The sequence below is a fragment of the Nitratireductor thuwali genome (assembly GCF_036621415.1).
Lineage (GTDB): Bacteria > Pseudomonadota > Alphaproteobacteria > Rhizobiales > Rhizobiaceae > Chelativorans > Chelativorans thuwali.
The window spans coordinates 58,701-83,380 of record NZ_CP030943.1 but is presented as its reverse complement, the minus strand read 5'-3'; the positions used below and the strand labels follow the sequence as shown (position 1 = coordinate 83,380).

General features: G+C 63.9%; 21 protein-coding genes. 10 read left to right on the top strand and 11 right to left on the bottom strand.

Going from position 1 to position 24,680, the window contains the following annotated elements; all coding sequences use genetic code 11:
• Positions 1 to 43 precede the first annotated feature (43 nt).
• The 10 genes from NTH_RS22400 to NTH_RS22355 are packed head-to-tail and all read right to left on the bottom strand — an operon-like array spanning position 44 to position 12,073.
• The gene (locus NTH_RS22400) at positions 44 to 1,207 is read right to left on the bottom strand and encodes an acyl-CoA dehydrogenase family protein (RefSeq protein WP_338532386.1); all 1,164 of its coding nucleotides are present in this window, start codon (positions 1,205 to 1,207) and stop codon (positions 44 to 46) included.
• 3 nt (positions 1,208 to 1,210) lie between these two features.
• A complete protein-coding gene (locus tag NTH_RS22395) occupies positions 1,211 to 2,014 on the bottom strand; it encodes a citryl-CoA lyase (RefSeq protein ID WP_338532385.1) in 804 nt (267 codons plus the stop codon).
• Entirely contained in the window at positions 2,014 to 2,928 is a 915-nt protein-coding gene (locus NTH_RS22390) for an SDR family NAD(P)-dependent oxidoreductase (RefSeq protein WP_338532384.1), read from the bottom strand. The genes NTH_RS22395 and NTH_RS22390 overlap by 1 nt, the downstream gene beginning before the upstream one ends.
• Positions 2,929 to 2,938: 10 nt before the next feature.
• Positions 2,939 to 3,898: a hydroxymethylglutaryl-CoA lyase gene (locus NTH_RS22385; RefSeq protein ID WP_338532383.1), complete on the bottom strand. Its 960-nt coding sequence runs from the start codon at positions 3,896 to 3,898 to the stop codon at positions 2,939 to 2,941.
• Positions 3,895 to 5,910: a biotin carboxylase N-terminal domain-containing protein gene (locus NTH_RS22380; protein ID WP_338532382.1), complete on the bottom strand. Its 2,016-nt coding sequence runs from the start codon at positions 5,908 to 5,910 to the stop codon at positions 3,895 to 3,897. Before NTH_RS22380 ends, NTH_RS22385 begins: the two co-directional genes overlap by 4 nt.
• A 10-nt stretch (positions 5,911 to 5,920) precedes the next feature.
• Positions 5,921 to 7,528, bottom strand: a complete 1,608-nt coding sequence (locus tag NTH_RS22375; RefSeq protein WP_338532381.1) for an acyl-CoA carboxylase subunit beta — start codon at positions 7,526 to 7,528, stop codon at positions 5,921 to 5,923.
• Positions 7,525 to 8,916, bottom strand: a complete 1,392-nt coding sequence (locus tag NTH_RS22370) for a phenylacetate--CoA ligase family protein (protein ID WP_338532380.1) — start codon at positions 8,914 to 8,916, stop codon at positions 7,525 to 7,527. Before NTH_RS22370 ends, NTH_RS22375 begins: the two co-directional genes overlap by 4 nt.
• A 24-nt stretch (positions 8,917 to 8,940) precedes the next feature.
• Positions 8,941 to 10,101 (bottom strand): acyl-CoA dehydrogenase family protein, encoded by a 1,161-nt coding sequence (locus NTH_RS22365; protein ID WP_338532379.1) that lies wholly within the window; start codon positions 10,099 to 10,101, stop codon positions 8,941 to 8,943.
• 14 nt (positions 10,102 to 10,115) lie between these two features.
• Positions 10,116 to 10,895: an enoyl-CoA hydratase/isomerase family protein gene (locus tag NTH_RS22360; protein ID WP_338532378.1), complete on the bottom strand. Its 780-nt coding sequence runs from the start codon at positions 10,893 to 10,895 to the stop codon at positions 10,116 to 10,118.
• Positions 10,892 to 12,073 carry an acyl-CoA dehydrogenase family protein gene (locus tag NTH_RS22355; RefSeq protein WP_257810601.1) on the bottom strand — a complete coding sequence of 394 codons (1,182 nt, stop codon included), beginning with the start codon at positions 12,071 to 12,073 and terminating at the stop codon, positions 10,892 to 10,894. The genes NTH_RS22360 and NTH_RS22355 overlap by 4 nt, the downstream gene beginning before the upstream one ends.
• Before the next feature lie 93 nt (positions 12,074 to 12,166).
• Here NTH_RS22355 and NTH_RS22350 point away from each other — a divergent pair, with 93 nt between their 5' ends.
• The 9 genes from NTH_RS22350 to NTH_RS22310 all read left to right on the top strand — a co-directional run bounded on the left by NTH_RS22350 (position 12,167) and on the right by NTH_RS22310 (position 22,650).
• Positions 12,167 to 14,200: an NADPH-dependent 2,4-dienoyl-CoA reductase gene (locus tag NTH_RS22350; RefSeq protein ID WP_338532377.1), complete on the top strand. Its 2,034-nt coding sequence runs from the start codon at positions 12,167 to 12,169 to the stop codon at positions 14,198 to 14,200.
• A gap of 165 nt (positions 14,201 to 14,365) precedes the next feature.
• Positions 14,366 to 14,599, top strand: coding sequence for an AMP-binding enzyme (locus tag NTH_RS22345; RefSeq protein WP_338532376.1), 234 nt, complete (start codon positions 14,366 to 14,368; stop codon positions 14,597 to 14,599).
• A 381-nt stretch (positions 14,600 to 14,980) separates the two neighbouring features.
• A complete protein-coding gene (locus NTH_RS22340; protein WP_338532407.1) occupies positions 14,981 to 15,763 on the top strand; it encodes an ABC transporter ATP-binding protein in 783 nt (260 codons plus the stop codon).
• 4 nt (positions 15,764 to 15,767) lie between these two features.
• Positions 15,768 to 17,765: an AMP-dependent synthetase/ligase gene (locus NTH_RS22335; RefSeq protein ID WP_338532375.1), complete on the top strand. Its 1,998-nt coding sequence runs from the start codon at positions 15,768 to 15,770 to the stop codon at positions 17,763 to 17,765.
• A gap of 16 nt (positions 17,766 to 17,781) precedes the next feature.
• The gene (locus NTH_RS22330) at positions 17,782 to 18,666 is read left to right on the top strand and encodes a branched-chain amino acid ABC transporter permease (protein ID WP_338532374.1); all 885 of its coding nucleotides are present in this window, start codon (positions 17,782 to 17,784) and stop codon (positions 18,664 to 18,666) included.
• 3 nt (positions 18,667 to 18,669) lie between these two features.
• A complete protein-coding gene (locus tag NTH_RS22325) occupies positions 18,670 to 19,722 on the top strand; it encodes a branched-chain amino acid ABC transporter permease (protein WP_338532373.1) in 1,053 nt (350 codons plus the stop codon).
• Positions 19,723 to 19,753: 31 nt separating this feature from the next.
• The gene (locus NTH_RS22320; RefSeq protein ID WP_338532372.1) at positions 19,754 to 20,992 is read left to right on the top strand and encodes an ABC transporter substrate-binding protein; all 1,239 of its coding nucleotides are present in this window, start codon (positions 19,754 to 19,756) and stop codon (positions 20,990 to 20,992) included.
• A 62-nt stretch (positions 20,993 to 21,054) separates the two neighbouring features.
• A complete protein-coding gene (locus tag NTH_RS22315) occupies positions 21,055 to 21,846 on the top strand; it encodes an ABC transporter ATP-binding protein (protein ID WP_338532371.1) in 792 nt (263 codons plus the stop codon).
• A 15-nt stretch (positions 21,847 to 21,861) separates the two neighbouring features.
• Positions 21,862 to 22,650: an SDR family NAD(P)-dependent oxidoreductase gene (locus NTH_RS22310; protein ID WP_338532370.1), complete on the top strand. Its 789-nt coding sequence runs from the start codon at positions 21,862 to 21,864 to the stop codon at positions 22,648 to 22,650.
• Between the two features lie 18 nt (positions 22,651 to 22,668).
• Here NTH_RS22310 and NTH_RS22305 read toward each other — a convergent pair whose 3' ends face one another.
• Entirely contained in the window at positions 22,669 to 23,772 is a 1,104-nt protein-coding gene (locus NTH_RS22305; protein ID WP_338532369.1) for a CaiB/BaiF CoA transferase family protein, read from the bottom strand.
• A 113-nt stretch (positions 23,773 to 23,885) separates the two neighbouring features.
• Here NTH_RS22305 and NTH_RS22300 point away from each other — a divergent pair, with 113 nt between their 5' ends.
• Positions 23,886 to 24,674 (top strand): enoyl-CoA hydratase/isomerase family protein, encoded by a 789-nt coding sequence (locus NTH_RS22300; protein WP_338532368.1) that lies wholly within the window; start codon positions 23,886 to 23,888, stop codon positions 24,672 to 24,674.
• Positions 24,675 to 24,680: the final 6 nt, after the last annotated feature.

Sequence of the window (24,680 nt, the reverse complement as noted above, 5' to 3'; positions counted from 1 at the left end):
CGCGCTCCTCCCGTTCCGGATTGTCGCGTCAGCACGAGGCGCCTCAAAACGACCTCGGCATGCCGAGGATGTGCTCCGCAACATAGGACAGGATCAGGTTGGTCGAGATCGGTGCCACCTGGTACAGACGGGTTTCGCGAAACTTGCGTTCAACATCGTACTCCCGGGCAAATCCGAACCCGCCATGGGTCTGGATGCATGCGTTAGCCGCCTCCCAGGACGCATCGGCGGCAAGCAGCTTGGCCATATTGGCCTGCGCCCCGCAATCGCTGCCGGAATCGAAGCGGCGGCATGCCTCGAAGCGCATCAGATTGGCTGCCTCGAGGTTGACGTAAGCTCTGGCGATCGGGAACTGCACTCCCTGGTTCTGGCCGATGGGCCGGTCGAATACGATCCGCTCTCCGGCGTAGGCGCGGGCTTTATCAATGAACCAGTAGCCGTCGCCGATACATTCCGCAGCGATCAGGGTGCGCTCGGCATTCAAGCCATCCAGGATATGATAAAAGCCGCGCCCTTCCTCACCGATCAGGTTCTCTTCTGGGATCTTGAGCTCATCGAAGAAAACCTCGTAGGTTTCGTGCCCCGGCATGTTGGCGATCGGGCTCACTCTCATGCCATTGCCTATGGCCTTCTTCAGATCGACCATGAAGATCGACAGGCCCTGCGCCTTGCGCCTGACCTCGTTGATCGGCGTCGTGCGCGCCAGCAAGATCATCAGGTCGGAATGCCGGATTCGGCTGATCCAGACCTTCTGACCGTTCACCACGTATCTGTCGCCCTTCTTGACCGCGGTGGTCTTGAGCTTCGTGGTATCGGTGCCGGTGGTGGGTTCGGTTACGGCCATTGATTGCAGACGCAGTTCGCCGCTGGCAATGCCGGGCAGGTATTTCCGCTTCTGCTCCTCCGATCCGTGCCGCAGGAGCGTGCCCATGTTGTACATCTGACCGTGGCAATGGCCGGCGTTGCCGCCCGCGCGGTTGATCTCCTCCATGATGATTGAGGCCTCGGTCAGCCCCAGTCCCGAGCCGCCATAGTCCTCGGGGATCATCGCGGCAAGCCAGCCCGAGCGGGTCAGCGCCTCAACGAACTTTTCGGGGTAGGTCTCATCCGCACCATGCTGGCGGTGATATTCGGGTGGGAATTGCGCGCAGAGCGCGCGCAGCGCCGCGCGCAGATCGTCATGGGTTCCGGGGGCGGAGGTCTGCATCCGTCACCTCGCCCTGTGCACGTCAGGGCCGCTGGTTTCCAGGATCTCCTCTTCAGCGCGCTGCCATATTTCGTAGGAAATCGGATCTTCGCTCTCCTCGAGGATATGGCCCACCAGCCCGATCGCGCGTGCCATCACCCCGAAGCCACGCACGATCTTCCATGGGAAGCCGAACTCGCAGCAGATAGCGCCGATTGCGCCGGTGGCGTTGATCGGCAGCATCTTGCGTGACTTATCTTCGGCCACGGCCTGAATTTTCTGGATCAGCGCGACATACTCGCCGGACTTGCCGTTCTCGGCCGCGATCTGGAAAAGCCGCGGCGCGCGGGGATCGACCGGCTTGTGCACCGGATGGCCCAGCCCGGGAACGATCGCCCTGCGGGCGCGGAATTCTTCAACCGTTTCAGCGGCGACAGCATCCAGATCTGCGCCGATGCCCAGCTTGTCCTGCGGCAGCGCTTCGTACAGCATCTTTGAGGCGCCTTCCATCGAGCCGACGAACACCGTGCCCAACCCGCAGAGCCCCGCCGCGACTGCGGCCTGAAGCGATTCCGGCGCGCCCATATAGGTCATGCGCGCGGTCAGGGCGGACGGCGTGATACCATGTTCGACCAGCGTGATGACGATGGCGTTGAACACGCGGCTTTCTTCGGGCGTGGCCTTGCGGCCCGTCAATTGCAGAAACGCCAGATCGCCGAGGTTCATGTGGCCCAGGATCTCGTTGGGCAGGTCGAGTCCGCGCACGCAGATCTTGTCGGGTGTGCTCCAGGCGATGTTCGAGGCAATTTTTTGTTTGCGCTTGCTCATCAAATCGGATCCCAGGAAAAGACCTCCGCCGACACTTCGAGCGGCGTGAAATGCGACTTGAGCGCGGGAATGGCATGCTCGGCGATACTTTCGGCGGTCCAGCCGTCGCCGGAATGCACCGAACGCACGGGCCGCGGCTGGCTCATCAGGAAGATCTCGTTCATGCGGACGGCAAAGATCTGGCCCGAGATCTCTGCGGCCTGATCGCTCATCAGATAGCAAGCCATCGGCGCGACCTTGGCAGGCGTCATCTTCTTGATCTTTTCGACCCGCGCCTCCTGTTCAGGCGTTTCGGTCTTGATCGACGAAATCATCCTGCTCCAGGCGAAGGGCGCGATGCAATTCGACCTCACGTTCCAACGCTTGAGGTCGAGCGCGAGCGAGTTCGAGAACGCAGCGATCCCCAGCTTGGCGGCAGAGTAGTTCGCCTGCGCATAATTGCCGATCAGGCCCGAGGTCGAGGTCATATGCACCAGCGCGCCGCTTTGCTGCTCGCGGAAATAATCAGTCGCGGCGCGGGAGGTATTGAAGGCGCCGTAGAGGTGTACTTTCACAACCGCATCGAAATCCTCGTATCTCATCTTATGAAAGAAGCCGTCGCGCAGGATGCCGGCATTGTTCACGACTGCGTCGATGCGGCCGAATTCCTTCACGGCGGCCTCGACCATGGCCCGGGCCGCGTCCGGGTCGGTTACGCTGCCGCCATCGGCGATGGCGTCGCCACCGGCGGCCTTGATCTCGTCCACCACCGTTTGCGCAGCAGTGAGAGTGTGGCCAGTACCCTTCAGCGTCGCGCCCAAATCGTTGACCACGATCGCCGCTCCCTCGGCTGCCGCCATCAGCGCGATTTCGCGGCCGATCCCGCCGCCCGCGCCAGTGACCAGCACGACCTTTCCGTCCAGCGTTTTTCCCATATCAATCCCCTCATTTCGCCTTACGAAACTTGTCGAGTCCGCCGGAATGCATCACCCGGCCCATCAGGGGCGCGCCGATGATCTCTTCGGCCTTGACTGCGGCGGCGATCAGTTTGTCCAGGTCGATGCCCGTCTCAATGCCCAGCTCGTGGCACAGAAAAACCGCGTCTTCGGTGCAGACATTGCCTGCGGCGCGGGCGTTGCCGTGGCCGGCGAAGGGGCAGCCGCCAAGGCCGGCGACCGAGCTTTCGAACATGTCCACCCCCATCGACAACGCCGCATGGATGTTGGCGATGCCCAGCCCGCGCGTGTCGTGCAGATGCATTCCGATGCGCGCCCCGGGCGCAAGCTCGCGCAGGGCGCCGACCATGCGCTTGACCGCCTCTGGGTTGCCCCAGCCCATCGTGTCGGCGATCACGAGAATCGGTACGGGGATCTGCTCTTCCTCGCAAAGGCGTAGGACGAAACGGAAGTTCTCCAGCACCCGCTCCTGCGGGATGGGACCTTCGAGATTGCAGCCGAAAGCGGTCATCACATAGGCCGCATCAACGGTGTAGCCCGCTTCCTTGTAGAGCCGCACCCACTCGCGCTGCCGCTCGCGCATCTCCGCTGAGGAGCAGTTGTTGTTTGCCTGTGCGAAAGCCTCAGACGGATAGAACAAAAGACGCGGGTCGATATCGACTTCATGCGCGGTCAACGCCTTGCGGAACCCCTTCTCGTTCAGCCAGAGCGAGGTGTATTTCACACCGGGCTTGCGCTTGATGCGCTGAAACAGCTCGCCCGTGTCGGCCATCTGCGGCACGTATCTGGGGCTGACGAAGCTACCCACCTGGATGCGCTTCAGCCCGGTATCGCTGAGCATGTCGATCAGTTCGATCCGCTGTTCGATCGGGTAGGTCTTGCTCTCGATCTGAAAGCCCTCGCGCGGGCCTTCTTCACGAAACTCTACGAACTTGGGAAAATCGCTCATGCCTGTTCCTTTTCGGGTGGTATGATCTGGACGATCATCTGACCGCGATCCACCATCATGCCTCTGGAGATCGCGATATTTGCGGCTATGCCGGAAGCAGATGCCTTGATGGAGATTTCAAGCTTCATTGACTCCAGGACCGCTACGACATCGCCTTCCGCTATCGCCTCCCCGTCGACGACTTTGACGTCGACGATCATTCCGGTTAGCGGCGAGACCACGGTCCGATCGCCAGTGCTATCGCCACCAGCCAAGGCCAAAGGTGGTGCCGGACGGAAGACAAGCCGCCCCGGCGCGGCGTCGATCTCGATAACTCCGGCATGAAGGCGCGCCGTTGCCATGTGTACCGTCTCGCCCTGCGCCACGCGCCACCGGCCCGGCGCGATCTCACGGCAGGAGAAAGTGAGGGCGGCACCATCTCCGCCGTAGACCGTGTAGGTGTCGCCGGAGCGGACCGGGCCGACGCAGAGCTCCTCGATACTTCCCCCTGAGTCGGTCAGCATCACGCGCTGGCCCGCCTCTATCGCGTCGCCGTCAAGGCCGAGCCGCCAGTTGGTGAAGAGGTCGCGGTTCGACCACGGTTCGGCGGCGCCGTCTGATCGCCCGCGGGTGACGAAGAGTACGGCTGCCATGGCGTTCCAGAGCCGGATGCCCGGCACTTTCGCCGCCGCAGTCAGATCGTCCAGCCGCTCGTCGATCCAGCGGGTATGGACGTTCATTTTTTCGAATTCGGCGTCGCGGGCGAGCGCGGCGAGGAAGGCGCGATTGGTCTCGACGCCTTCCACCGCGACATGATCCAGCGCTTGCGCAAGCCGGGCCAGAGCCGTCTCGCGGTCGGGCGCGTGGATGATCAGCTTGGCGATCATCGGATCGTAGTAGGGGGTCACGGTATCGCCTGCCTCGACGCCGCTGTCGATGCGCAGACCGTCGGGCAGGCTCAGCGTGGTCAGCGTGCCGGTGGAAGGAGCGAACTGCATCGCCGGGTCCTCGGCATAGAGCCGTGCCTCGATGGCGTGACCGCCAATCGTCAGATCGCCTTGCTTCAAGCCAAGACCCGCACCCTCGGCAATATGCAGTTGCAGCGCCACCAGGTCGAGCCCGGTGATCGCCTCGGTTACAGGATGTTCCACCTGGATACGGGGGTTCACCTCCAGGAAGAAGTAATCCTTTCCCGCCACCAGGAACTCCACCGTGCCGAGCCCGCGGTAGTCGAGCGTCTCGCCCAGCCGCACGGCGTTCTGGGCGATCTCGTCGAGAAGCGCGCGGGGCAGGCCCCAGGCGGGCGCCTCCTCGATCACCTTCTGATGCCGGCGCTGCAGTGTGCAGTCGCGCTCGAAAAGATGCACGACGTGGCCCTTGCCATCGCCAGCGATCTGCACCTCCACATGGCGGGCCTCGGGCAGGAACCGTTCCAGCAGGAGACCTTCCGAGCCGAAGGTGGACTTCGCTTCGCGCAGCGCCCCCTCGATGTCGGCCATCAGGCTCTTTTCGTCCGCCACCAACCGCTGTCCACGTCCGCCGCCGCCGCCCACGGCCTTGAGCAGCACGGGCAGCCCCATCCGGCGCACTTCGGCGGCGATTTGATCGATATCGGACAGGGCACCCGCAGCGCCCGAAATCACCGGCAGGCCGGCCGCGATGGCCGCTTCCTTAGCACTGGCCTTGTCGCCGAATCGTTCCAGGGTTTCCGGCGTTGGTCCTATGAAGATCAGACCGGCGGCCTCGACCGCGCGGGCGAATTCGGGGTTCTCGGCGAGGAAGCCGTAGCCGGGATGGACAGCGTCAGCCCCGGCAGCCTTCGCCGCTGCCAGCACGGCGTCGATACGCAGATAGCTTTCGGAGGCCGGGCCGCCGCCGATGCAGATCGAGTGGCCGATCTCGCGCACGTGGAGCGCGTTGACGTCGGCTTCGGAATGTACGGCGACAGGCCGGATGCCCCGTGTCCGCGCCGTGCGGGCGATCCGGCAGGCGATTTCGCCGCGATTGGCAATGAGAAGCGTCTTGATCTTCACTGTGGCCGCCTCACATCCTGAACACGCCGAAATGGGTTTCGACCTTTGGTCGCCGTGAGGCGATGTCGAGCAGCAGCGCCATGACGTCACGGGTCTCGCAGGGCTCAATCACGCTGTCGACCCAGAGGTTCGAGGCGAAGTTGTAGGCGTCCTGGAAATCCTCGTATTCCTTGCGGATGGGCGCCTTGAAGGCCTCTTCCTCCTCCTTCGTCCAAGTCTTGCCCTCGCGCTCGTTAATCTGGGCGCGCACCTGGGCCAGGACGCTCGCGGCCTGTTCCGGCCCCATGATGGCCGCGCGGCCGGTTGGCCAGGCAAACATTGCGTCAGGCTGAAAGGGGCGGCCCAGCATGGCCAGGTATCCGGCTCCGTACGAACCGCCGGTGATGATGGTGAACTTCGGCACCCGCGCCGAGGACATGGCGGTGATCATCTTGGCGCCCGCTTTGGCGATTCCCATCTGCTCGACCTCGCGGCCCACCATGAAGCCGTTGACATCGGCCAGGAACAGCAGCGGGATGTCGCGCTGCACGCAGAGATTGATGAAATGCGTGGCCTTCAGCGCCGCTTCGACGAACAACACGCCGGTATTGGCGAGAATCCCCACCTCATGCCCGTGAATGCGGCCCCAGCCTGTCATCAAAGTGTCGCCGTAGAGCGGCTTGAACTCATGAAACTCGCTGCCGTCGACCAGCCGCGCCACGATCTCGCGGTTTTCGGTGGGTACTTTGGGGTCCCGGCTGACGATGCCGTAGATCTCTTCTACCGCGTAGGCCGGGTCGCGCGGCGACGCCGGCGTCTTGCGCGGGGAGAGCTTCTCGCCCAGGTGCTTGACGATCTCTCGCGTAATGGCGAGCGCGTGGGCGTCGTCCTCGGCGAGATGGTCGGTCACGCCCGAGACCGAGCAGTGCATCTTGCCGCCGCCGAGGGTCTCGTTGTCGACCTTCTCCCCAGTGGCGGCGAAGGTGAGTTCCGGCCCGCCGAGATACATGAAGCCCTGGCCGCGCACGATGACCACCTCGTCGCAAAGCGCCGGGATATAGGCGCCGCCGGCGGTGCAGGGGCCCATGACCACGGCGATCTGCGGCACGCCGTCGCCCGACATCCCGACCTGGTTGTGAAATATCGAGCCGAACTGGCCCTCGTCGGGAAAGATGTTCTCCTGGTCAGGCAAAAACGCGCCGCCGGAATCGACCAGTGTGACGACCGGCAGGCGATTGGCCCAGGCGATCCGCTGGGCGCGCACGTGCTTACGGCAGGTCATGCCGAAATAGGTGCCGCCCTTCACCGTGGCGTCGTTGGCGATGATCATGCAGTGGCGGCCCTCAATCACGCCGATGCCAGTGATGATGCCCGCGCCGGGCGGCACGCCGTCGTACTTGTCGAGCCCGGCGAGTTCGCCGAGCTCGAGGAACGGCGTGCCCGGGTCGATCAGCCGCTCGACGCGCTCGCGCGGCAGGAACTTGCCCTTCTTCACGTGGCGCGCCCGTGCGCTTTCCGGCCCGCCGACGCGTTGGCTGAGCCGCAGCGCGTGCAGCTCGGCCAATTTGGCGCGGTAATGCGTGTCATTGGCCCGGAAGTCTTCCGACCCGGAGTCGACCAGGGATTTCAGCTTCGTCATGGCAGATCGGGGTACTTTCTCAACACGAAGGCCACTTTGGCCGCGCCCGGCTTTTCGAAGGTGTCGGCATCGACGATCCGGACATCGGCCCGGAACACCAGGGCGTCGCGCAGGCGCTGCTCGATCTTCTTCTTCAGGTTCGCGTCACCGTCTCGGTCGCGGTCGGGACCGCGTTCGACGATGATCTTCAGTGGTTCCTGCGTGGTGTGGCCCTCGAAATCGGCCACAACACGCATCACGCCGTTCGTTTGCGGCACCATCTCGTTGACGATGCTGTTGATCGCCGAGGGAAACACGTTGGCCCCGCGCACGATCAGCATGTCGTCGGTGCGCCCTGTGCAGCGGATCTTGGGACCCGTCCGGCCGCAGGCGCAGGTCGTGCCCAAGACCTCGATGAAATCGCCAGAGCGGAAGCGCACCAGCGGGCTCGCCCGGCGGCCGAGGGCGGTGTAGATCATCTCACCACTGGCGCCCTCCGCCCAAGGGATGATCTTGCCGGTCTCGGGGTCGAGCAGTTCGGTCAAAACGTAGTCCATGTTGACCATGTGCATGCCCGACTGCTGGTCACACTCGGCCCAGTAGGTCACGCCCAGGTCGGTACCGCCCAGCATCTCGGTGCACTTGGCGCCCCACAGTTTTTCGATCTTGGCGCGGATCGCCGGAATGCCGCCGCCCGGCTCCCCGCCGACGACGACTCGTTCCACGCCCAGTCTGCTCGCTGGAACGCCCAGCACCTCTTCGGCCTTTTCGGCCAGGTGGATCACGAAATTCGGCGCCCCGACGACGCAGCGCGGGCGCGTGTCGGCGCAGGCGCGCAGGAGCCGGTCGGCGCCGCCGTCGGCTCCCACCGGCACGTCGATGGCGCCCATATATTGCAGGCCTTGCATCACCGGGATGCCGCCCACAAAGCCCTTGGCGAGCGAGAAGGCGTGCAGCACCATGTCGCCGGGCCGCACGCCGTTGGCGAAGAAGCAGCGCGCCGTCATCTCATGCCACATCTCGGCATCGGATTCTGTCAGCGCCACGTAGGAGGGGCTGCCGGTCGTCCCCGAGGACGCCTGCATCTGGATGATGTCTTCCATGGGCGCGGCGCGGTGGCAGCCGAAAGGCGGCTCGGCCGACAGGCTTTCTCGTATCTCAGTCTTGTAGGTGAAGGGCAGCCTCTGCAGATCCTCAATGGTGCGGATCTCATCGAAATCGATGCCGGCCGCAGCGAACTTGTCTTGGTAGAAGGGCGAGTTGGCCTTGAGATAGGCCATCTGCTCGACCAGCCGCTCCTCCTGGATGCGGCGCACCTCGTCGAGCGGCATGCCCTCGATCTCGTGCCAGAACCGGTCGTTGGCCTTCGCGCCGGCATCGGCCCGCCGGAAGCGCATTCCGTGTTGCATGCTTTCCTCCCTGGGCTTTCGCGATCAATACGACCGCGGCAGACCCATAACCTTCTCGCCAATAAAGCTGAGGCACAGTTCACGGTTCACCGGCGCGGTGCGTAGCAGGCGCACCAACGGATAAAGCTCGTACAGCCCGGTATCTTCCGTGAAACCCGACCCGCCATGGGCCTGAAGGGCAGCGTCCACGGCTTCGATCCCGGCCTCGGCGGCGGCATATTTCGCCATGTTCGACGAGGCACCGGCGGGAAACTTGTTGTCGAATTCCCAGGCCGCACGGCGGGTCATCAGGCTCGCCATTTCCACGGCCGTGTGGGCCTTGGCCAGCGGATGCTGCACGCCCTGGTGCGCGCCGATCGGCTGACCAAAGACGTTGCGCTCGCAAGCATAGGCCACTGCCTTCCGTAAGGCGAACCGGCCAATGCCGCAGCAAAGCGCCGCCAGGATGATGCGTTCGGGATTGAGCGAATCGAACAGGATCGAAAAGCCGTCGTCCACCTCGCCCACGATATCCTCGGGACCGAGATCCACCTCGTCGAAGAACAACGTCCATTGTTCTTCCGGCAGTGGGATCGAGACCTTCACCCGCTGCATTTCTACGCCCTTCTTCTTCAGGTCCACGGCGAACAGCGTGAAGCCGTCGGTCTTGCGGGAGACCTCGGTGTGAGGCTTGGTGCGCGCCACCACGAGGCAGTAGTCGGAGACGTCGGCGCCGGTGATGAAGGTCTTTTCCCCCGTTAGCGCAAAACGGTTGCCCTTGCGCCTGGCAAGCGTCGTGGCCTTGATCGTGTTGGACCCGGCGCCCGGTTCGGTGATCGCGAAGCAGAACTGGATCTCGCCCCGGCACGCGGCCGGCAGGAGTTCCCTGCGGTGGAACTCGGTCCCGTGGCTGGCGATATGCGACAGCGACATGGTGGGGCCGACCACCATCATCAGGAGCGGGATGCCGTGGTTCGCCGTGCCCTCCATGAAGAGCGCCATCTCGGTCATGCCGAGACCTGCGCCGCCATATTCCTCGGGTACCATGATGCCGAGAAAGCCGTCCTCGGCGATCTGCTGGAACATCTCTTTGGGAAAGGCGTGCCGGCGGGCGTGATCCAGCCAGTAGGCGTTGTCGAATTTCTGCGCGAGCTGGGCGCCGTAGTCGTAGATCTGGCGCTGCTCATCGTTGAGCGTGAAGTCCATTCCCGCACCTCTTGTCAGGCTTTGAAGGCCGGCGCGCGCCGGTTTTCGAATGCGTCCAGCCCTTCGGCCACGTCCTCGCTTCGTAGCGCGCGCACGGCAGCGTCGCGCTCCAGCCGCATCTGCTGGTCGAGGCCCATGTCGGCGCCTTCGCGCGCCAGGCGCTTCATCTCGGCGATGCCGGGCCGTGAGCGGGTGGCGATCGTCACGCAGTAGTTCAACGCCGCCTGGCGCAGCTCTTGGTCCGGCACGACGTAATTCACCAGTCCGGCCTGCTTCGCCTCGTCCGCCTTCAGCCAGCGGGCCGAGAACATCAGATCGAGCGCCCGGCGCAGGCCCATCAGCCGGGTCAGCCGCTGGCTGCCGCCCCAGCCGGGGATCAGCCCGAATTGCGCGTGCTGGTCGCCGAACTGAGCGCTTTCCGCGGCGAAACAGACATCGCAGGACAGCATCAGCTCGAGCCCGCCGGCCAGGCAAAGGCCCTGCACCGCGACGACCACGGGGAGACGGCCCTGTTCCAGCCTGCGAAGCCCTTCCATCCCAAAGGCGATGAAGTGGTCCAGCGCCTGCGCATCGCTCATCTTGCCTTTCACCTCGGTCAGGTCGGCGCCGGTGCAGAAGTGCTTTCCCTGTGCGCAGATCAGGATCGAGCGGATGTCGCGGTCGGCCTCAAAGCTTTCGCGGGCCCTGGAGATACACTCGTGGATCTCCAGCGACAGGCAGTTGAACTTGTCGGGGCGGGCGAGCTCGATAATGCCGACGCTGCCCTCGGCGCTGACATTGACGGGAACGCTCATTTCGCGCCTCCCTTGGCCTTCCTGTCGTATTGCAGCGCCATGCGGCCGACCTTCTCGCGCGCGATGACGAGCTTCTGGATTTGCGCGGTACCGTCGCCGATCTGCAGGCCCAGAACATCGTTGTAGCGCTGATGATGAGGCAGGTCGGTGGTATAGCCGTAGTGGCCATGCAGGATCAGGCACTGATGGATGATCTCGCACGCGGTTTTCGGCACGTACCACTTGCACATCGCCGCCTCCTTGGTGTGCGGCAGGCCACGGTCGCGCAGATCGAGCGTGTAGTAGCAAAGCTGTCGCATCATGGTGAGCTGCGTTTCGGCCTCGGCCAGCGGGAAGCTGACCCCCTGATACTGCGCCAGCGGCGCACCGAAGGCTTCGCGTTCCTGCACATAAGTCCAGGTCTCGTCCACCGAGGCCTGCGCCGCGCCCAGACATTCCAACCCGATCAGCGCTCGGGAATAGTCGAAGCCAGCCATGATCGTGCCGAAGGCACGGTCCTGCTCGGCCATCAGGCATTGGGAGGGGACGAAGACGTCGTCAAAGAAGACCGAACCGCGCCCCACGGGCTTGGTGCCAATGTCGTCGAAATGCGTGCGGTTGATGCCCTTTTCATTCAGGTCCACAAGGAACGCGCTGACGCCCCGCGATCCGCCCTCGGGATCGCCGGTACGGGCAAAGACCACCGCCGCGTCGGCCTGCGCGGCAAAGCTCATCGACGTTTTCTCGCCGTTCAGCCGCCAGCCGTTGCCGGATTTGGCGGCCCTGAGTTGCAGGTTCGCCGCGTCCGATCCGCCGCGCGGCTCGGTCAATCCCAACCCTATCACCGCCTCACCCGCCGTGACGCGGGGCACCCATTCCTTGGCGATGTCGGGCAAGGCGTGTTTCGCGACCATGCCGCCCATCAGCGACCCCAGAAGCTGGATGTAGCTGACATTGAAATCGGCCCGCGCGATTTCCTCGACGATCAATCCGGCCGTGACGGAGCTCTCGCCCAACCCACCGAACTCCTCGGGCAGATCGGCGCCGATCAGCCCAAGCGCCCCCATCTCCTTGATTAGCCCGCGATCCATCACGTGCTCGGTTGCCCGCTTCTGATAACTCTCGGCCAGCTTTTCACGTGCGAAACGCTGTGCTGTCTCTCTAAAGGCCTGCTGGTCATCTGTCGGTTGAAACTGCACGTGATAGCCCTCCCGAGCCTGTGAATCTCACTTCCCAAAAAACCTAACAAACGTTAGAATGCTTGGCAAGATGCAATGGGAGGTAACGTGGATATGTCCGACAGGCGCGGAAGAACCTTCGAGAAATTGCTGTCCCCGATCCGGGCAGGCGTCCACGATCTGCGAAACCGGGTCATTATGGGCTCGATGCACACGCGGCTTGAAACCGAAGCCAACGGTATCGAAAGACAGGTCGCGTTCTATCGTGAACGCGCGCACGGCGAAGCGGCAGTCATCGTGACTGGCGGTTTTTCGCCCAACGCCGAAGGCATGTTCGATCCGGAAGGTCCGCGGCTCGACGATCCGCAGCAGGCGCTGAGCCTCAAGCCGATTTGCGATGCAGTCCATCAGGAAGGCAGCCTGATTTGCGCGCAGATCTGCCACGCGGGGCGTTATGCCAAGTTTGAAGGTTGCGTGGCACCTTCGCCGATTCGGGCGCCGATAAACCCCTATTCCCCGCGGGAGATGAGCGAACAGGATATTCTGCACACCATTGAAGATTTCGCCCAGGCAGCGCTCAACGCGCAATCTGCCGGTTTCGATGGCGTCGAAATAATGGGCTCCGAAGGCTATCTCATTAATGAATTCACCGTGACCCACACCAACAAACGCGAGGACAAGTGGGGTGGCAGCGCCGACAACCGGCACCGCTTCGCGGTCGAAATCGTGCGCGCGGTGCGCGACCGCTGCGGACCGGATTTGCTGGTCATCTACCGTATTTCGGCGGCCGATCTTGTCGAGGGCGGCGCGCCCGCCGAAGAGATCGCCGCGCTCGCCCGCAAGATCGAGGCCGCCGGCGCCGACATTCTGAACACCGGAATCGGCTGGCACGAGGCGCGCGTGCCAACGATCGCCTACCCAGTGCCGCGTGGCGCCTGGCGGAAGGCGGCGGCCAACGTGAAGGCGGCGGTGTCGATCCCGGTGGTGGCCTCGAACCGAATCAATACCCCCGAGGTCGCCGAGGACATCCTGGCCTCGGGAGATGCCGACATGGTCTCGATGGCGCGGCCCTTCCTCGCCGACCCTCATTTCGTGAAGAAGGTGCGCGAGGGTCGGGCCCATGAGATCAACACCTGCATCGCCTGCAATCAGGCATGTCTGGATTTCATCTTCTCGGACCGTCCGGCAAGCTGCCTTGTCAATCCGCGCGCCGGCCGCGAGATGGAATTCCGTGACACGCCGAGCGAGACCCCGAAGAAGGTGGCGATCGTCGGCGGCGGGGCGGCGGGTATGGCCACGGCGGCCGAGGCCGCGCGGCTTGGGCACGCGGTCACTCTTTTCGAGGCAGAGAACCGGCTGGGCGGGCAGCTCAACCTGGCACGTGCGGCCCCGGGCAAGCACGAGTTCGACGAAACGCTGCGTTATTACACCGCTCAGATGGACAGGCACGGCGTCACCCTGCGGCTGGGCTGTCGCGCCACTGCCGACGATCTTGCCGGGTTCGACCATGTGGTGATCGCCTCAGGAGTGACCCCTCGCATTCCGGACATTCCGGGCATAGATCATCCCAAGGTCGCCACCTATGCCGAGATCCTCTGCGGCGCACGGGAGGCGGGACAGACCGTGGCCATCATGGGCGCCGGCGGGATCGGCCATGACGTGGCCGAATTCCTTGTCACCCATCCGGCTGAGGCCAACGAGAACGCGGCCTTTTTCGACACGTGGGGTGTGGACGGACAATTCAGGAACGCCGGCGCGCTGGCGGGCGATCCACTGGCCGCGGTGCCTGCAAAGCGCAAAGTGGTGATGCTGCAGCGCAAGACGAGCAAGGTGGGACAGGGGCTTGGCATTTCGACCGGCTGGATCCTGCGCAACGCGTTACGCAAACACGGAGTCGAGACCTTAGCGGGCGTGGTCTACCAGCGTATCGACGATGGGGGGCTCCACGTCCTTTCGAACGGCGAGACAAAAGTTATCGCCGCCGATACGATCGTTCTCTGTACGGGACAGGAACCCGTACGGACGCTGGTCGAGGCGCTTGCGGCCCGCGGCATTTCCGCCACGATGATCGGCGGTGCGGCCGAGGCGGCTGAACTCGATGCGCTGCGTGCGATCGATGAAGGAGTGCGCCTCGCCCAGTCTTTGTGAACAACCAGGAACGATTGCCAGGGAGGAGCATCATGCTGCCGGAGGTGGCCCGCGCCGGGCGGGCAGATGTCTATTCGATGTTTCGCACGAGAGCGCGCGAGCAACAAGATGCGCTTGCGCTCGAGAACGGAGAGATAAGACACAGCTACGGCACCCTTCTGGGCCGTGTGGACCGTCTCGCTGCGGTGCTTCTGGCGCGAACGCCCGGTGGCCTTCGTGGCACGGCACGTCGACGGCCCCGATGCCGACGAGCTGATGCGGCTTTGCCGCGATCAACTGGCCGGCTATAAGCGGCCGCGCGAGATCCGCTTCATCGCTTTCGAAGACTTCCCGCGCTCGACCAGCGGCAAGATCCAGCGCCACGTCCTGGAGACCTGGATCGAGCGCGGGGCCAACTGAGGCCTGCCTCGACTGCGCCTATCCTCTGACACCCGTCCGTCCGAACCGCGCCATCAGCGTACCGGTTATCGTGGCAGCCAGCTAATCGGTCCTGCGCTTCAGCGCATATGCGTATCCTCCGAATGCCGTCTTTGCCCCAGCCGTTCACCTATCCAAGCGCAAAGAAGGCAAGTCCACAGGTCGGACGACAGCAAAGAGAGGGCAGTTGATTCGAATTCTAACGTCTGTTAGATTGTTCAATCGGGTTTGCTGAAGCCCTGCACAAACGACAGGGTCGACGGGAGGAAGATCGTTGATCGGTAGCGAACGGACCTGTGTCCGGTGTGACGGCTCACGTTCCCTGCGCCCGCCGCCAGGAATGCGGGACGGCATCGCGTGCTCATGACCGCCGCGCGAAAAGAGCGACAGGCACCGCCGCTTGCCGTCCGCAGCGCCACCCTTCGGTTCGGCGGAGTGACAGCGCTGGATGACGTCTCGATCGAGGTGCGCGAGGACGAGCTTTTGGCGATCATCGGCCCCAATGGTGCAGGAAAGACATCGTTTCTGAACGTCACCGCCGGTTTTTACCGCCCCCAGCAGGGGTGCGTCGAACTCATCGGGCAGGACGTGACCGGCCTCCGCGTGGACCAGATCGCCCGCCGAGGCTTGGCACGCACCTTTCAGGGAACGCACCTCTTCGGGGGGCTGACCGTGGTCGAGAACATCCTGATTGGCCGCCACACCCTTATGCGTTCGAATGTAGTCCAGGCCTTTTTCCACTACGGGCCGGTGATGCGCGAGGAAACCGAACATCGCGAGGCTGTTGAGGAAATCGTGGACTTTCTTGAGATCGAGGCGATCCGAAACCGGCAGGTGGGCACGCTGGGCTACGGGTTGCGCAAGCGCGTCGATCTGGGCCGCGCCTTGGCGCAAGAGCCCTCCATCCTGCTTTTGGACGAGCCGATGGCCGGAATGAACTCCGAGGAGAAAGAAGATCTCGCGCGCTTCATCCTCGACGTGCGCGAGGCCCGGAAGATCCCGGTGGTGCTTGTGGAACACGACATGGGCGTCGTGATGGACCTGGCCGACCGGATCGTAGTGCTGGACTTCGGCCGGGTGATCGCTGAAGGGACGCCGGCTGAAATACAGAGGGATCCGGCCGTGATCAAAGCCTATCTGGGGTAGAACAGTGGAGCGCACAAGAGCAGCGAAGGTCTTCAGCGATCCTGCGGTGACGCAAAGCCAAACGCTGCCGCAGGTGTTGCTGGCGCGAGCCAAGGCCACGCCGGCTGCCTTGGCCCAGCGGCACAAGCGCCTCGGCATCTGGCGCGAGTTCACCTGGGCCGACGTGCTCCAGCGGGTCCGCGCCTTGGCGCTTGGCCTTGACGATCTGGGATTCGGCTCGGGCGACTCAATGATGGTAATCGGCGAGAACGAACCCGAACATTTCTGGGCCGAGTACGCCGCCCAATCGTTGGGCGGGAAGGTGATCTCGGTCTACCCCGATCAATCCTCCGCCGAGATTCACTATCTGGCGCGGGATTCGGAGACGCGGATCTTCCTTGTGCAGGACCAGGAGCAGGTGGACAAGTGCCTCGAGATCGCCGGGGACCTCGAGGGCATCATCGCCATCGTCTACTGGGACGATGCCGGGCTGTGGACCTATGCGCACCCGCTCTTGCGCTCGTATCGCACGGTGAGCGATGCCGGAGCCCGCCGTCACGACCAGGACCCGAAGTTATTCGAAGCTCGTGTCGCGCGCGGTAGACCCGGCGACATCGCGGTTCTGTCCTATACCTCGGGCACGACCAGCAAGCCGAAAGGCGTTATGATCTCGCAGCGCTATCTTTTCGACAACTCCGCCCGGGTGTTGGGCGCAGTCGAAATCGCGCCGGGCACCGAGTACCTCACCTATATTTCCCCGGCTTGGGTAACCGAGCAGATCTTCGGGCTGTCGATCGGGCTACTCGCGCCGATGGTGGTGAACTTCCCCGAGGGGCCGGAGGAGATACTCGATAACATCCGTGAGCTGGCCGTCGATGCGCTGGTCTTCAGCCCGCGTCAGTGGGAGAACCTTGCCTCGATTGTACAGGCGCGGATGCTTAGCGCGGGGCCAATTCGGCGGGCGTTCTATAACTGGGCCATGAGGGTGGGCCGCGACGTCTATGTCGAGCGGCTTGAAGGGCGTCGGCCTTCGCTTGCAGCGCGCCTGCAGCTGCCGCTGGCCGAGGCCCTCGTGCTTTCGCACCTGCGCGACAACCTGGGCCTGGGAAAGGCCAGGAACGCCATGTCCGGGGGGGCGCTCATGGCGCCCGACGTCTTCCGCATGTTCCACGCCATGGGCGTGAAGCTGCGCAACGTGTACGGGGCAACGGAAGTCGGACTTCTCACAGCGCACATGGGCGAAAGCTACCAGTTGGAGACCAGCGGGCGCTGGATGCAGGTCAATCCTGTCTATGGCGATCCGCTCGAATTTCGCATCGCCGAGGACGGCGAGCTTCATGTGCGGGGTGGCTCGGGGTTCGGCGGCTATTTCCGCAAGCCCGACAAGACCGCTGAGGCCCAGACCAGGGACGGCTGGTATGCGACCGGCGACGCCGTCTCGATGACCGATGATGGAGAGCTCGTGTTCCTCGATCGGGTAAAGGACATGCGGCATCTCTGCAACGGTCACAGCTATCCGCCGCAGTTCATCGAGACTCGTCTGCGCTACAGCCCCTTCATCAAGGATCTGATGATCCTTGGAGACCAGACGCGCCCCTTTGTGGCGGCGTTGATCAATATCGATTTGGAGGTGCTGAGCCGCTGGGTTGAGGAGAACCAGCTCAGCTTCTCAACCTATACCGACCTGTCGCAGAAACCCGAGATCCTCGAACTGATCAGGGCGGAGGTGGAGCGCATCAACATGCTTCTGCCGGAAGGATCGCGGGTCCGGCGTTTCGCGAACTTCCCCAAGGAGCTCGACCCCGACGAGGGCGAATTGACCCGCAGCCGCAAGCTGCGCCGAGCCTTTCTGGAGGAGCGCTACGCCGATCTAGTGGAGGCGATCTACGGCGGGGATGACAGTGTCGATCTGGAAATCGCTGTCACCTATCAAGACGGCCGCCGGGGCGTTCTAAGAGTCCACGTCGCCGTCACCGATGTTGAGGACGCTCCGCACACCGCCCGGAAGCAACACGCCGCGTGAAGGAGTTCACGAAACGATGATCTACGTTATCAACGACATCATCACTGGCGCCCTGATCGGGCTGCTCTATGCTTTGGTCGCGATGGGGTTCGTGGTGATCTATCGCGCCAGCAAAGTGTTCAACTTCGCCCAGGGCGAACTGGTGATCCTGGGCGGTTTCATCGTGTGGTACACGACTTTCGAGCTGGGTCTCGACCTCTGGCTGGCGATCACTCTCTCACTGCTGCTTTCGGCGCTGGCAGGCTACCTGATCGAGCGGATCTTCCTGACCAAACTGATCGGAGAAAGTGTATTCTCCATGGTCATGGTCACCGTGGGGCTGCTGATATTGCTGCGTGGGATTGTGCTACTGCTTTTCGGACCCGCGGTGCGGCCCTTCCCGGTTATCTTCCCTCTGAAGCCGTTGTTCCTGGGAGAGATGCTGATTCCGATGAACCTCCTGATCGGCGGTCTCATCACCATTGTCGCGGCGGTCGGGCTCTCCTGGTTTTTCAATCGGACCCGCGCCGGGCTGCGCATGACGGCGGTGGCCGAGGATCATGTGGTGGCATCGTCTATGGGGATCTCGGTCAAGGGCTCGATCGCCTTCGCCTGGGTCCTGGGCGCGGTTCTCTCCACGGTGGGTGCGATGATCTTCCTGAGCGGCAAGTCGCTTACCTTTCTCGCCTCTGAAATTGGCTTCGCCGCGCTTCCTGTTGCGCTGTTTGCCGGGCTCGAATCCATCGGCGGACTAATCCTTGCCGGCGTGATCGTGGGCGTGGCACAAAGCTTGGCCACCAACTATCTCGATCCGCTGGTCGGCGGTGCGCTCGGTACTGTCGTGCCCTACCTCATTATGCTGGGCATCCTGCTGGTCCGGCCAACCGGACTGTTCGGCTGGCGCACCATCGAGAGGGTCTGAGCGATGGATCCTTCCGGCATCTTCGCCACCAGCTACCGCGCCGACCGGCGGCTGGTCCGCACCCGCTGGCAAGCGCTCTCGCTCATCCTATTCATCGCGGTGCTGCTGGCGGCGCCCTATCTGGTGGGGCCGCGGATCGTCGCCATCCTCAACATCATGTACATCAGCGCGGTGGTCGCCGTTGGGCTTCAGATCTGCACCGGCTATGCCGGTCAGATCAACCTCGGCCAGGCGGCCTTCATGGGGGTTGGCGCCTATACGGCTGCGATCCTGGCCGAGAAGACCGGGCTAAGCTTCCTTCTGACAATCCCCATCGCCGGTTTCGCAGCGGCTGTCTTCGGATTCCTCTTCGGGCTGACGGCGGCGCGGATCAAGGGCTTCTACTTGGCGCTCACCACCATCGCGGCGCAATTCATCTTCCATTTCGCGGTACTCAATTTGCCCTCGTCCTGGCTGGGGGGATCGAACGGGGTGACCGTGCCGCCGGCCACGCTTTTCGGATTGCGGATCGTGAGCGAAGGCGCGCAGTACTACCTTATGCTGTTCGTTGCCGCGATCATGGTGGCCGGCGCCTTCGGAATCGTCCGCTCGCGCTTCGGGCGTGCCTTCGTGGCGGTCCGCGACGACGACGTGGCCGCCGGCATCATGGGCATCAATGTCGCCGCCACCAAGGCCAACGCCTTCCTGATCGGCGCATTCTACGCCGGGGTGGGCGGCGGGCTCTGGGCCTACCTGATTCGCTTCGTCGGCGTGGATCAGTTCACCCTGTTCAACTCGGTGTTCTTCATAGCGATGATCATCGTTGGCGGCATGGGCTCTATCGTCGGTGCGCTCATCGGCGTCTTCGTGATCCGCGTGATTCAGGAGATCATCGCAACCGTTGGGCCGAATATTGCAGAGAGCGTCACCTTCCTCGGGGGCGACATCGTCTTCGCGGGAATGAACGTGATCCTGGGAGGAGTCATCGCCCTCTTCATGATCCTCGAGCCCAAGGGACTGATGCATCGCTGGACCATCCTGAAATCGTCTTACCGCATCTGGCCGTTCCCCTATTGACCAGGGCCGGCCCTCAACTGGGAGGAAGAAAATGACAATGTCCTTGAAATCGATGCGCCGCGCTCTTCTTGCGGCGGGCGCAATGGCGCTGGCCTCGGCACTGCCGCTGAAGGCGCAGGAGGAAACTCGCTACAACGTGGCTCTCCTGTCGGACTTCTCGGGGCCTTATGCCGACATCATGCCGATCCTCGCGGCGGGGCGCGAGAAGGTGATCGACTGGTGGAACGCCACCCGCGGCGCGCAACTGGGTGTGACGCTGAACTACAAGAACTACGAGACCCGCTATGACGCCGCCCAGGTGGCAAGCCTGTGGCCCGGCATAAAGTCCGAACTCGAGCCCATCGCGGTAATCGGCCTCGGCGGCCCCGACGTCGCAGCACTGTCCGAGCGCCTGCCCGAGGACAAGATCCCGATGTTCATGGCCACCGCCGCGTACGGCTATGCGTGGAAACCGGACTCCTGGATTTTCAATCCCCGTCCCACCTACTCACACGAGAGCGCGGGCTTCCTGTACTGGCTGCGCCAGAAGCGGGGCGGTGATGGCCCTATCAAGGCAGCGATTATGGCCTCGGAGGCCTCGCCGGCCTATGTGGACATGGCCAAGGGCCTGGAGAAATACGCCGAAGAGCACCCCGACGAGATCGAACTGGTTGAGGTGATCTACACGGAAGTGCAGCCGACCGATCTGACGGCGCAGATGCGCCGCGTGGCACGCTCGGGCGCCGACGCCCTGATCATCCAGACCAACACCTCGATCGTGGTTGCCGCGAAGCGCGGCCTGCAGGCCAATGGCGCCGATGTGCCGATCATGATGAGTTCGCACAATGGCCTTCCCGCCTCGGGCAAAGCCCTGGGCGGCCTCGAACAGCTTGAAGGCGACTACGAAGCCTACGGCATGGCCATCGCGGCCGACGAGGATACGCCGCCCCGCCAGTTCTACCAGACCCTGTCCGACAGTTACGGCCTGAAGGCACCGTGGAACGTAGTGACTGCCATGGGCATCTCCCAAGGGCTTTTTGCCGTTACGGTGATCGAACATGCGATAGAAGCCAACGGTCCCGAGGGCCTGACCGGCGAGAAGGTGCGCGAGGCGCTTTTCGCAGAACCGATCACTACAGAAGAAACCCACGGTTTCCTTCCCACGCTGTCCTTCACGCCTGAGGCGCCCTTCCCCCTGAAGGGACTTCAGGTCAACGTCGGCAGCGTGCGCGACGGCAAAATCGTGGTCGAGGCCACCGGGGCCGCCATCCCCAACGTCGAGAAGTGGTGAGACCTGCCTGGCACCGCCGCTCGTGGTGCCCGGCCTTATCCTAAGAACGGGGCAGGCGGCCGATGCTGGAACTTCACAATGTAGAGGTTACCTATTCCGATGTCATCCTTGCGCTGAAGGGCGTTTCCCTCAGCCTTCGGGAAGGGCAGTGCGTCGCGCTCCTTGGCGGCAACGGCGCCGGCAAGAGCACGATCCTCAAGGCAATCTCGGGCACGCTGAAATCCGAAGACGGAAAGGTGTCGGCCGGAGCGATCACCCTCGAGGGCACTCCGATCCATAACCTGGAAGCTTCGGAGGTTGTGCGGCGCGGCCTCATCCACGTGATGGAAGGCCGCCGCGTGCTGCGCCACATGACAGCGGAGCAGAACCTGATTGTCGGGGGACACATGGTGCCTGACCGGGCCGAGCTGAAGCGACGGCTCGATCACGTCTACACGCTGATGCCGCGCCTCGCTAACCTGAAGTCCCGCACGGCGGGCTTCATGTCGGGCGGCGAACAGCAGCTCCTTCTGATCGGCCGCGCGATGATGGCCCGGCCTAAGATCATCGCCATCGATGAGCCTTCGCTCGGCCTCGCTCCGCTGATGATCCACGACGTCTACGAGGTGCTGAGCCGGCTGAAGGAGGAGGGCACGACCTTCTTTTTGGTTGAGCAGAACAGCGCCGCGGGGCTGGGACTGGCCGACTACGCCTATGTGCTGGAGAACGGCCGGGTGGTTCTCGACGGGCGCGCCGACAAGCTGGCCCAGAACGAGGACGTGAAGGAATTCTACCTCGGCGTGACCGCCTCAGGCGAACGCAAGAGCTATCGCGACGTCAAGCACTACCGCCGGCGCAAGCGCTGGCTCGGATGATGAACAGGGGGAGGCATGAAACACATTCTCGACCTCAAGGGACGGACAGCGCTGGTGACCGGCGGTGGACAAGGCGTGGGGCGCCAGGTCGCCCTCTATCTGGCGCAGTACGGCGCCAGCGCCGTTGTGATCAACGATTTCCACGCCGACCGCGCCGAAGCGGTGGCATCCGAGGTAGCGGCGCTCGGTGCGAAGGCGCTGCCCCTGGCCTTCGACGTCTCCGATTTCGAGGCCGTCGGCGGCGCGTTCGCCAGGGTGCGTGAGGCGCTGGGCGGGGTCGACATCCTGGTGAACAACGCCGGCAATGCAGGCCCGACCTCGCGCCTCGACGATTTGGTTCCTTTCTGGGAATCCGGTCCCGACGAGTGGCGACGCTGGTTGGCCACCAACTTAGACGGCGTGCTCAACTGCACCCGCCACGCCATGCCCGGCATGATCAAGGGCGGTTACGGTCGGATTGTCACCGTGATCTCGGACGCCGGCCGCGTCGGCGAGCCGCACCTGGCTGTCTATTCCGGTGCCAAGGCCGGCGCTGCGGGCTTCATGCGCGCCATCGCCAAAGCCGGCGGCCGCTTCGGGATCACCGCCAACTGCGTTGCCCTCGGCGGCACACGGACCCCCGCGGTGACCGATCTGATCCCCGACGAGGCCGCTGAGAAAAAGGTCCTTTCGCAATACCTGATCCGTCGCCTCGGTGAACCGGAGGATCCGGCGGGCCTGATCCTCTTCCTCTGCTCGGACGCGGCGAGCTGGATCACCGGCCAGACCTATCCGGTCAACGGGGGATACTCGTTTGCGGTCTGACCCAGGGAAGGCGGGCCACTATCCGCGGCCCCGCCCCAGAACGCCGTCGGTATCGGCCCCAAGCTCGGGAGCCGGGCTACTTGGGCTGCTCCCGAACCCGTCGAACTTCAGAGGCTGAACCAGATGTGTCTCGCTCCCCCCGTCCGGCAGCGCCAGGGTCCGCAGCAGTCCGCGGGCGCGAACATGCGGATCGGCGAGGGTCTCGGTCAGGCTGTTGACCGGGCCCCAGGGCACGCCGGCCTTGTCGAACAGGAGGCCCCACGCGTCGCGCGCCCGGGTGACGATCACTGCGGCGATATCCTCGCGCAGCGCGTCTTTTCGTGCTGCGCGGTCGCGGCCCTTCAGGCCGGCGAGCTTCGGCCTGCCGATCACCTCGCAGAAGGGGCGCCAGAACCAATCCTCATGCGCGATCGAAAGCGTTATGAGCTTGCCGTCGCCGCAGGTGAAGACGCCATAGGCCGGCTCGGCGATGAAGTTGCCCAGGGGAGTGCCGTTGGCCTCGGGTACCAGGAAGGCGGTGAGCATCGAAACCACGGCATCCGACATCGAAACGTCCACGTAGCGCCCCCGCCCCGTCCGCCGGGCCGAGATCGTGGCCGAGAGGACCGCGATGGCCGCGAACAGTGCCGCGCCTATATCGGCCAGGGGAACTCGCGGCACTTCGCCTGGCAGGCCCGCGTTGGCCTGCCCGGCCAGAAGCCCGCCCACGCCCTCGTAGCTCAGATCATGGCCGGCCCGGTCGCGATAGGGCCCGTCCTGCCCGTATCCCGAGATCGACACGTAGACGAGGCGCGGATTGACCTTGCGCATCTCCTCGAACCCTGCCCCGAGAGCGGCGAGCTTGCCGGGGCGAAACCCCTCAACGATAACGTCTGTCTCCGCGGCCAATCCGCGGAACCGCCCCAGCTCTTGGGGTACCTTAAGGTCCAGGGCCACGCTCTTCTTGCCCCGGTTCAGCGCCTTGAACAGCGGCGTGAACTGCCGCGCCGGGTCGCCCATGCCCGGCCGCTCCACCATGATCACCTCGGCGCCCATGTCCGACAGCAGCATCGTGGCATAGGGCCCCGGAAACTGCTCGGCCAGACTCAGGATCCTCAGCCCTTCGAGCGGTGCGTTGCTCATCGCCGCCTCCCATCCTTGTTCCGCCCGCGTGCGGGCCCCTCATTCCACCGCGCGCGGCGCCGGAGATCAACCCCAAAAATCACCATTTTTTGCAATGTCTTCAGGAGGTTATGTTGACTGAAGATCGAAAGACCGTGTCGGTCAAACGCGTTGGGCAAACCCAGTGGATCACCTTTCGGCGCAGCGAGCAGATGAACGCGATGTCGATGCAGATGCTCGACGAGATGGCCGGGGCGCTTGTCCAGGCGATGACCGATGACGAGGTGCGCGCGGTGGCGCTCACCGGTTCGGGCCGCGTCTTCTGCGCCGGAGCCGATCTCAAGGAGGTGAGCGAGGCCGAGTTGAAGCCGGGCGAGCCGGATCTGCTCGATCGCGTGGATCACGCTTTCGGACTCATCCGCAGCGGCCCCAAGCCGGTGATCGCCGCGGTTAACGGCCTGACCCTGGCGGGCGGCCTGGAAATGGTGATGGCCTGCGATCTGGTGTTCGCAGCCGAAAGCGCGAAGCTCGGCGACGCCCATTCCAACTTCGGCGTCTTCCCCGGAGCCGGCGGCGCCGCCATTCTGCCGCGCCGGATCGGGCTCAACCGCGCCAAGTACCTCTTGTTCTCGGGCGAACACGTCTCGGCCCGCGAGATGATGGACTGGGGGCTTGTGAACAAGGTCGTGCCCGATGACGAGCTACGCGACACGGTGCAGGCCTTCACTGACAAACTTGCCGAGAAGAGCCCCGCCGTGCTGCGGCGGATGAAGGCCGTGGCGAACCGGGCGATGAACGTGGACGAGCCCGCCGCCCTGGCCGAGGAAATGCTGAACCTGCGTGCGCACATGCGCTCGTGGGACATCCGGGAAGGGCTCGCGGCCTTTGCCGAGAAACGCAAACCGCAATTCAGGGGCTACTGAGCCCGG

Excerpts from the sequence above, each read along its gene's own strand:
- NTH_RS22400 (WP_338532386.1), bottom strand. The coding sequence starts at position 1,207 with ATGCAGACCTCCGCCCCCGGAACCCATGACGATCTGCGCGCGGCGCTG.
- NTH_RS22395 (WP_338532385.1), bottom strand. The coding sequence starts at position 2,014 with ATGAGCAAGCGCAAACAAAAAATTGCCTCGAACATCGCCTGGAGCACA.
- NTH_RS22390 (WP_338532384.1), bottom strand. The coding sequence starts at position 2,928 with ATGGGAAAAACGCTGGACGGAAAGGTCGTGCTGGTCACTGGCGCGGGC.
- NTH_RS22385 (WP_338532383.1), bottom strand. The coding sequence starts at position 3,898 with ATGAGCGATTTTCCCAAGTTCGTAGAGTTTCGTGAAGAAGGCCCGCGC.
- NTH_RS22375 (WP_338532381.1), bottom strand. The coding sequence starts at position 7,528 with ATGACGAAGCTGAAATCCCTGGTCGACTCCGGGTCGGAAGACTTCCGG.
- NTH_RS22370 (WP_338532380.1), bottom strand. The coding sequence starts at position 8,916 with ATGCAACACGGAATGCGCTTCCGGCGGGCCGATGCCGGCGCGAAGGCC.
- NTH_RS22365 (WP_338532379.1), bottom strand. The coding sequence starts at position 10,101 with ATGGACTTCACGCTCAACGATGAGCAGCGCCAGATCTACGACTACGGC.
- NTH_RS22360 (WP_338532378.1), bottom strand. The coding sequence starts at position 10,895 with ATGAGCGTTCCCGTCAATGTCAGCGCCGAGGGCAGCGTCGGCATTATC.
- NTH_RS22350 (WP_338532377.1), top strand. The coding sequence starts at position 12,167 with ATGTCCGACAGGCGCGGAAGAACCTTCGAGAAATTGCTGTCCCCGATC.
- NTH_RS22340 (WP_338532407.1), top strand. The coding sequence starts at position 14,981 with ATGACCGCCGCGCGAAAAGAGCGACAGGCACCGCCGCTTGCCGTCCGC.
- NTH_RS22330 (WP_338532374.1), top strand. The coding sequence starts at position 17,782 with ATGATCTACGTTATCAACGACATCATCACTGGCGCCCTGATCGGGCTG.
- NTH_RS22325 (WP_338532373.1), top strand. The coding sequence starts at position 18,670 with ATGGATCCTTCCGGCATCTTCGCCACCAGCTACCGCGCCGACCGGCGG.
- NTH_RS22320 (WP_338532372.1), top strand. The coding sequence starts at position 19,754 with ATGACAATGTCCTTGAAATCGATGCGCCGCGCTCTTCTTGCGGCGGGC.
- NTH_RS22315 (WP_338532371.1), top strand. The coding sequence starts at position 21,055 with ATGCTGGAACTTCACAATGTAGAGGTTACCTATTCCGATGTCATCCTT.
- NTH_RS22310 (WP_338532370.1), top strand. The coding sequence starts at position 21,862 with ATGAAACACATTCTCGACCTCAAGGGACGGACAGCGCTGGTGACCGGC.
- NTH_RS22305 (WP_338532369.1), bottom strand. The coding sequence starts at position 23,772 with ATGAGCAACGCACCGCTCGAAGGGCTGAGGATCCTGAGTCTGGCCGAG.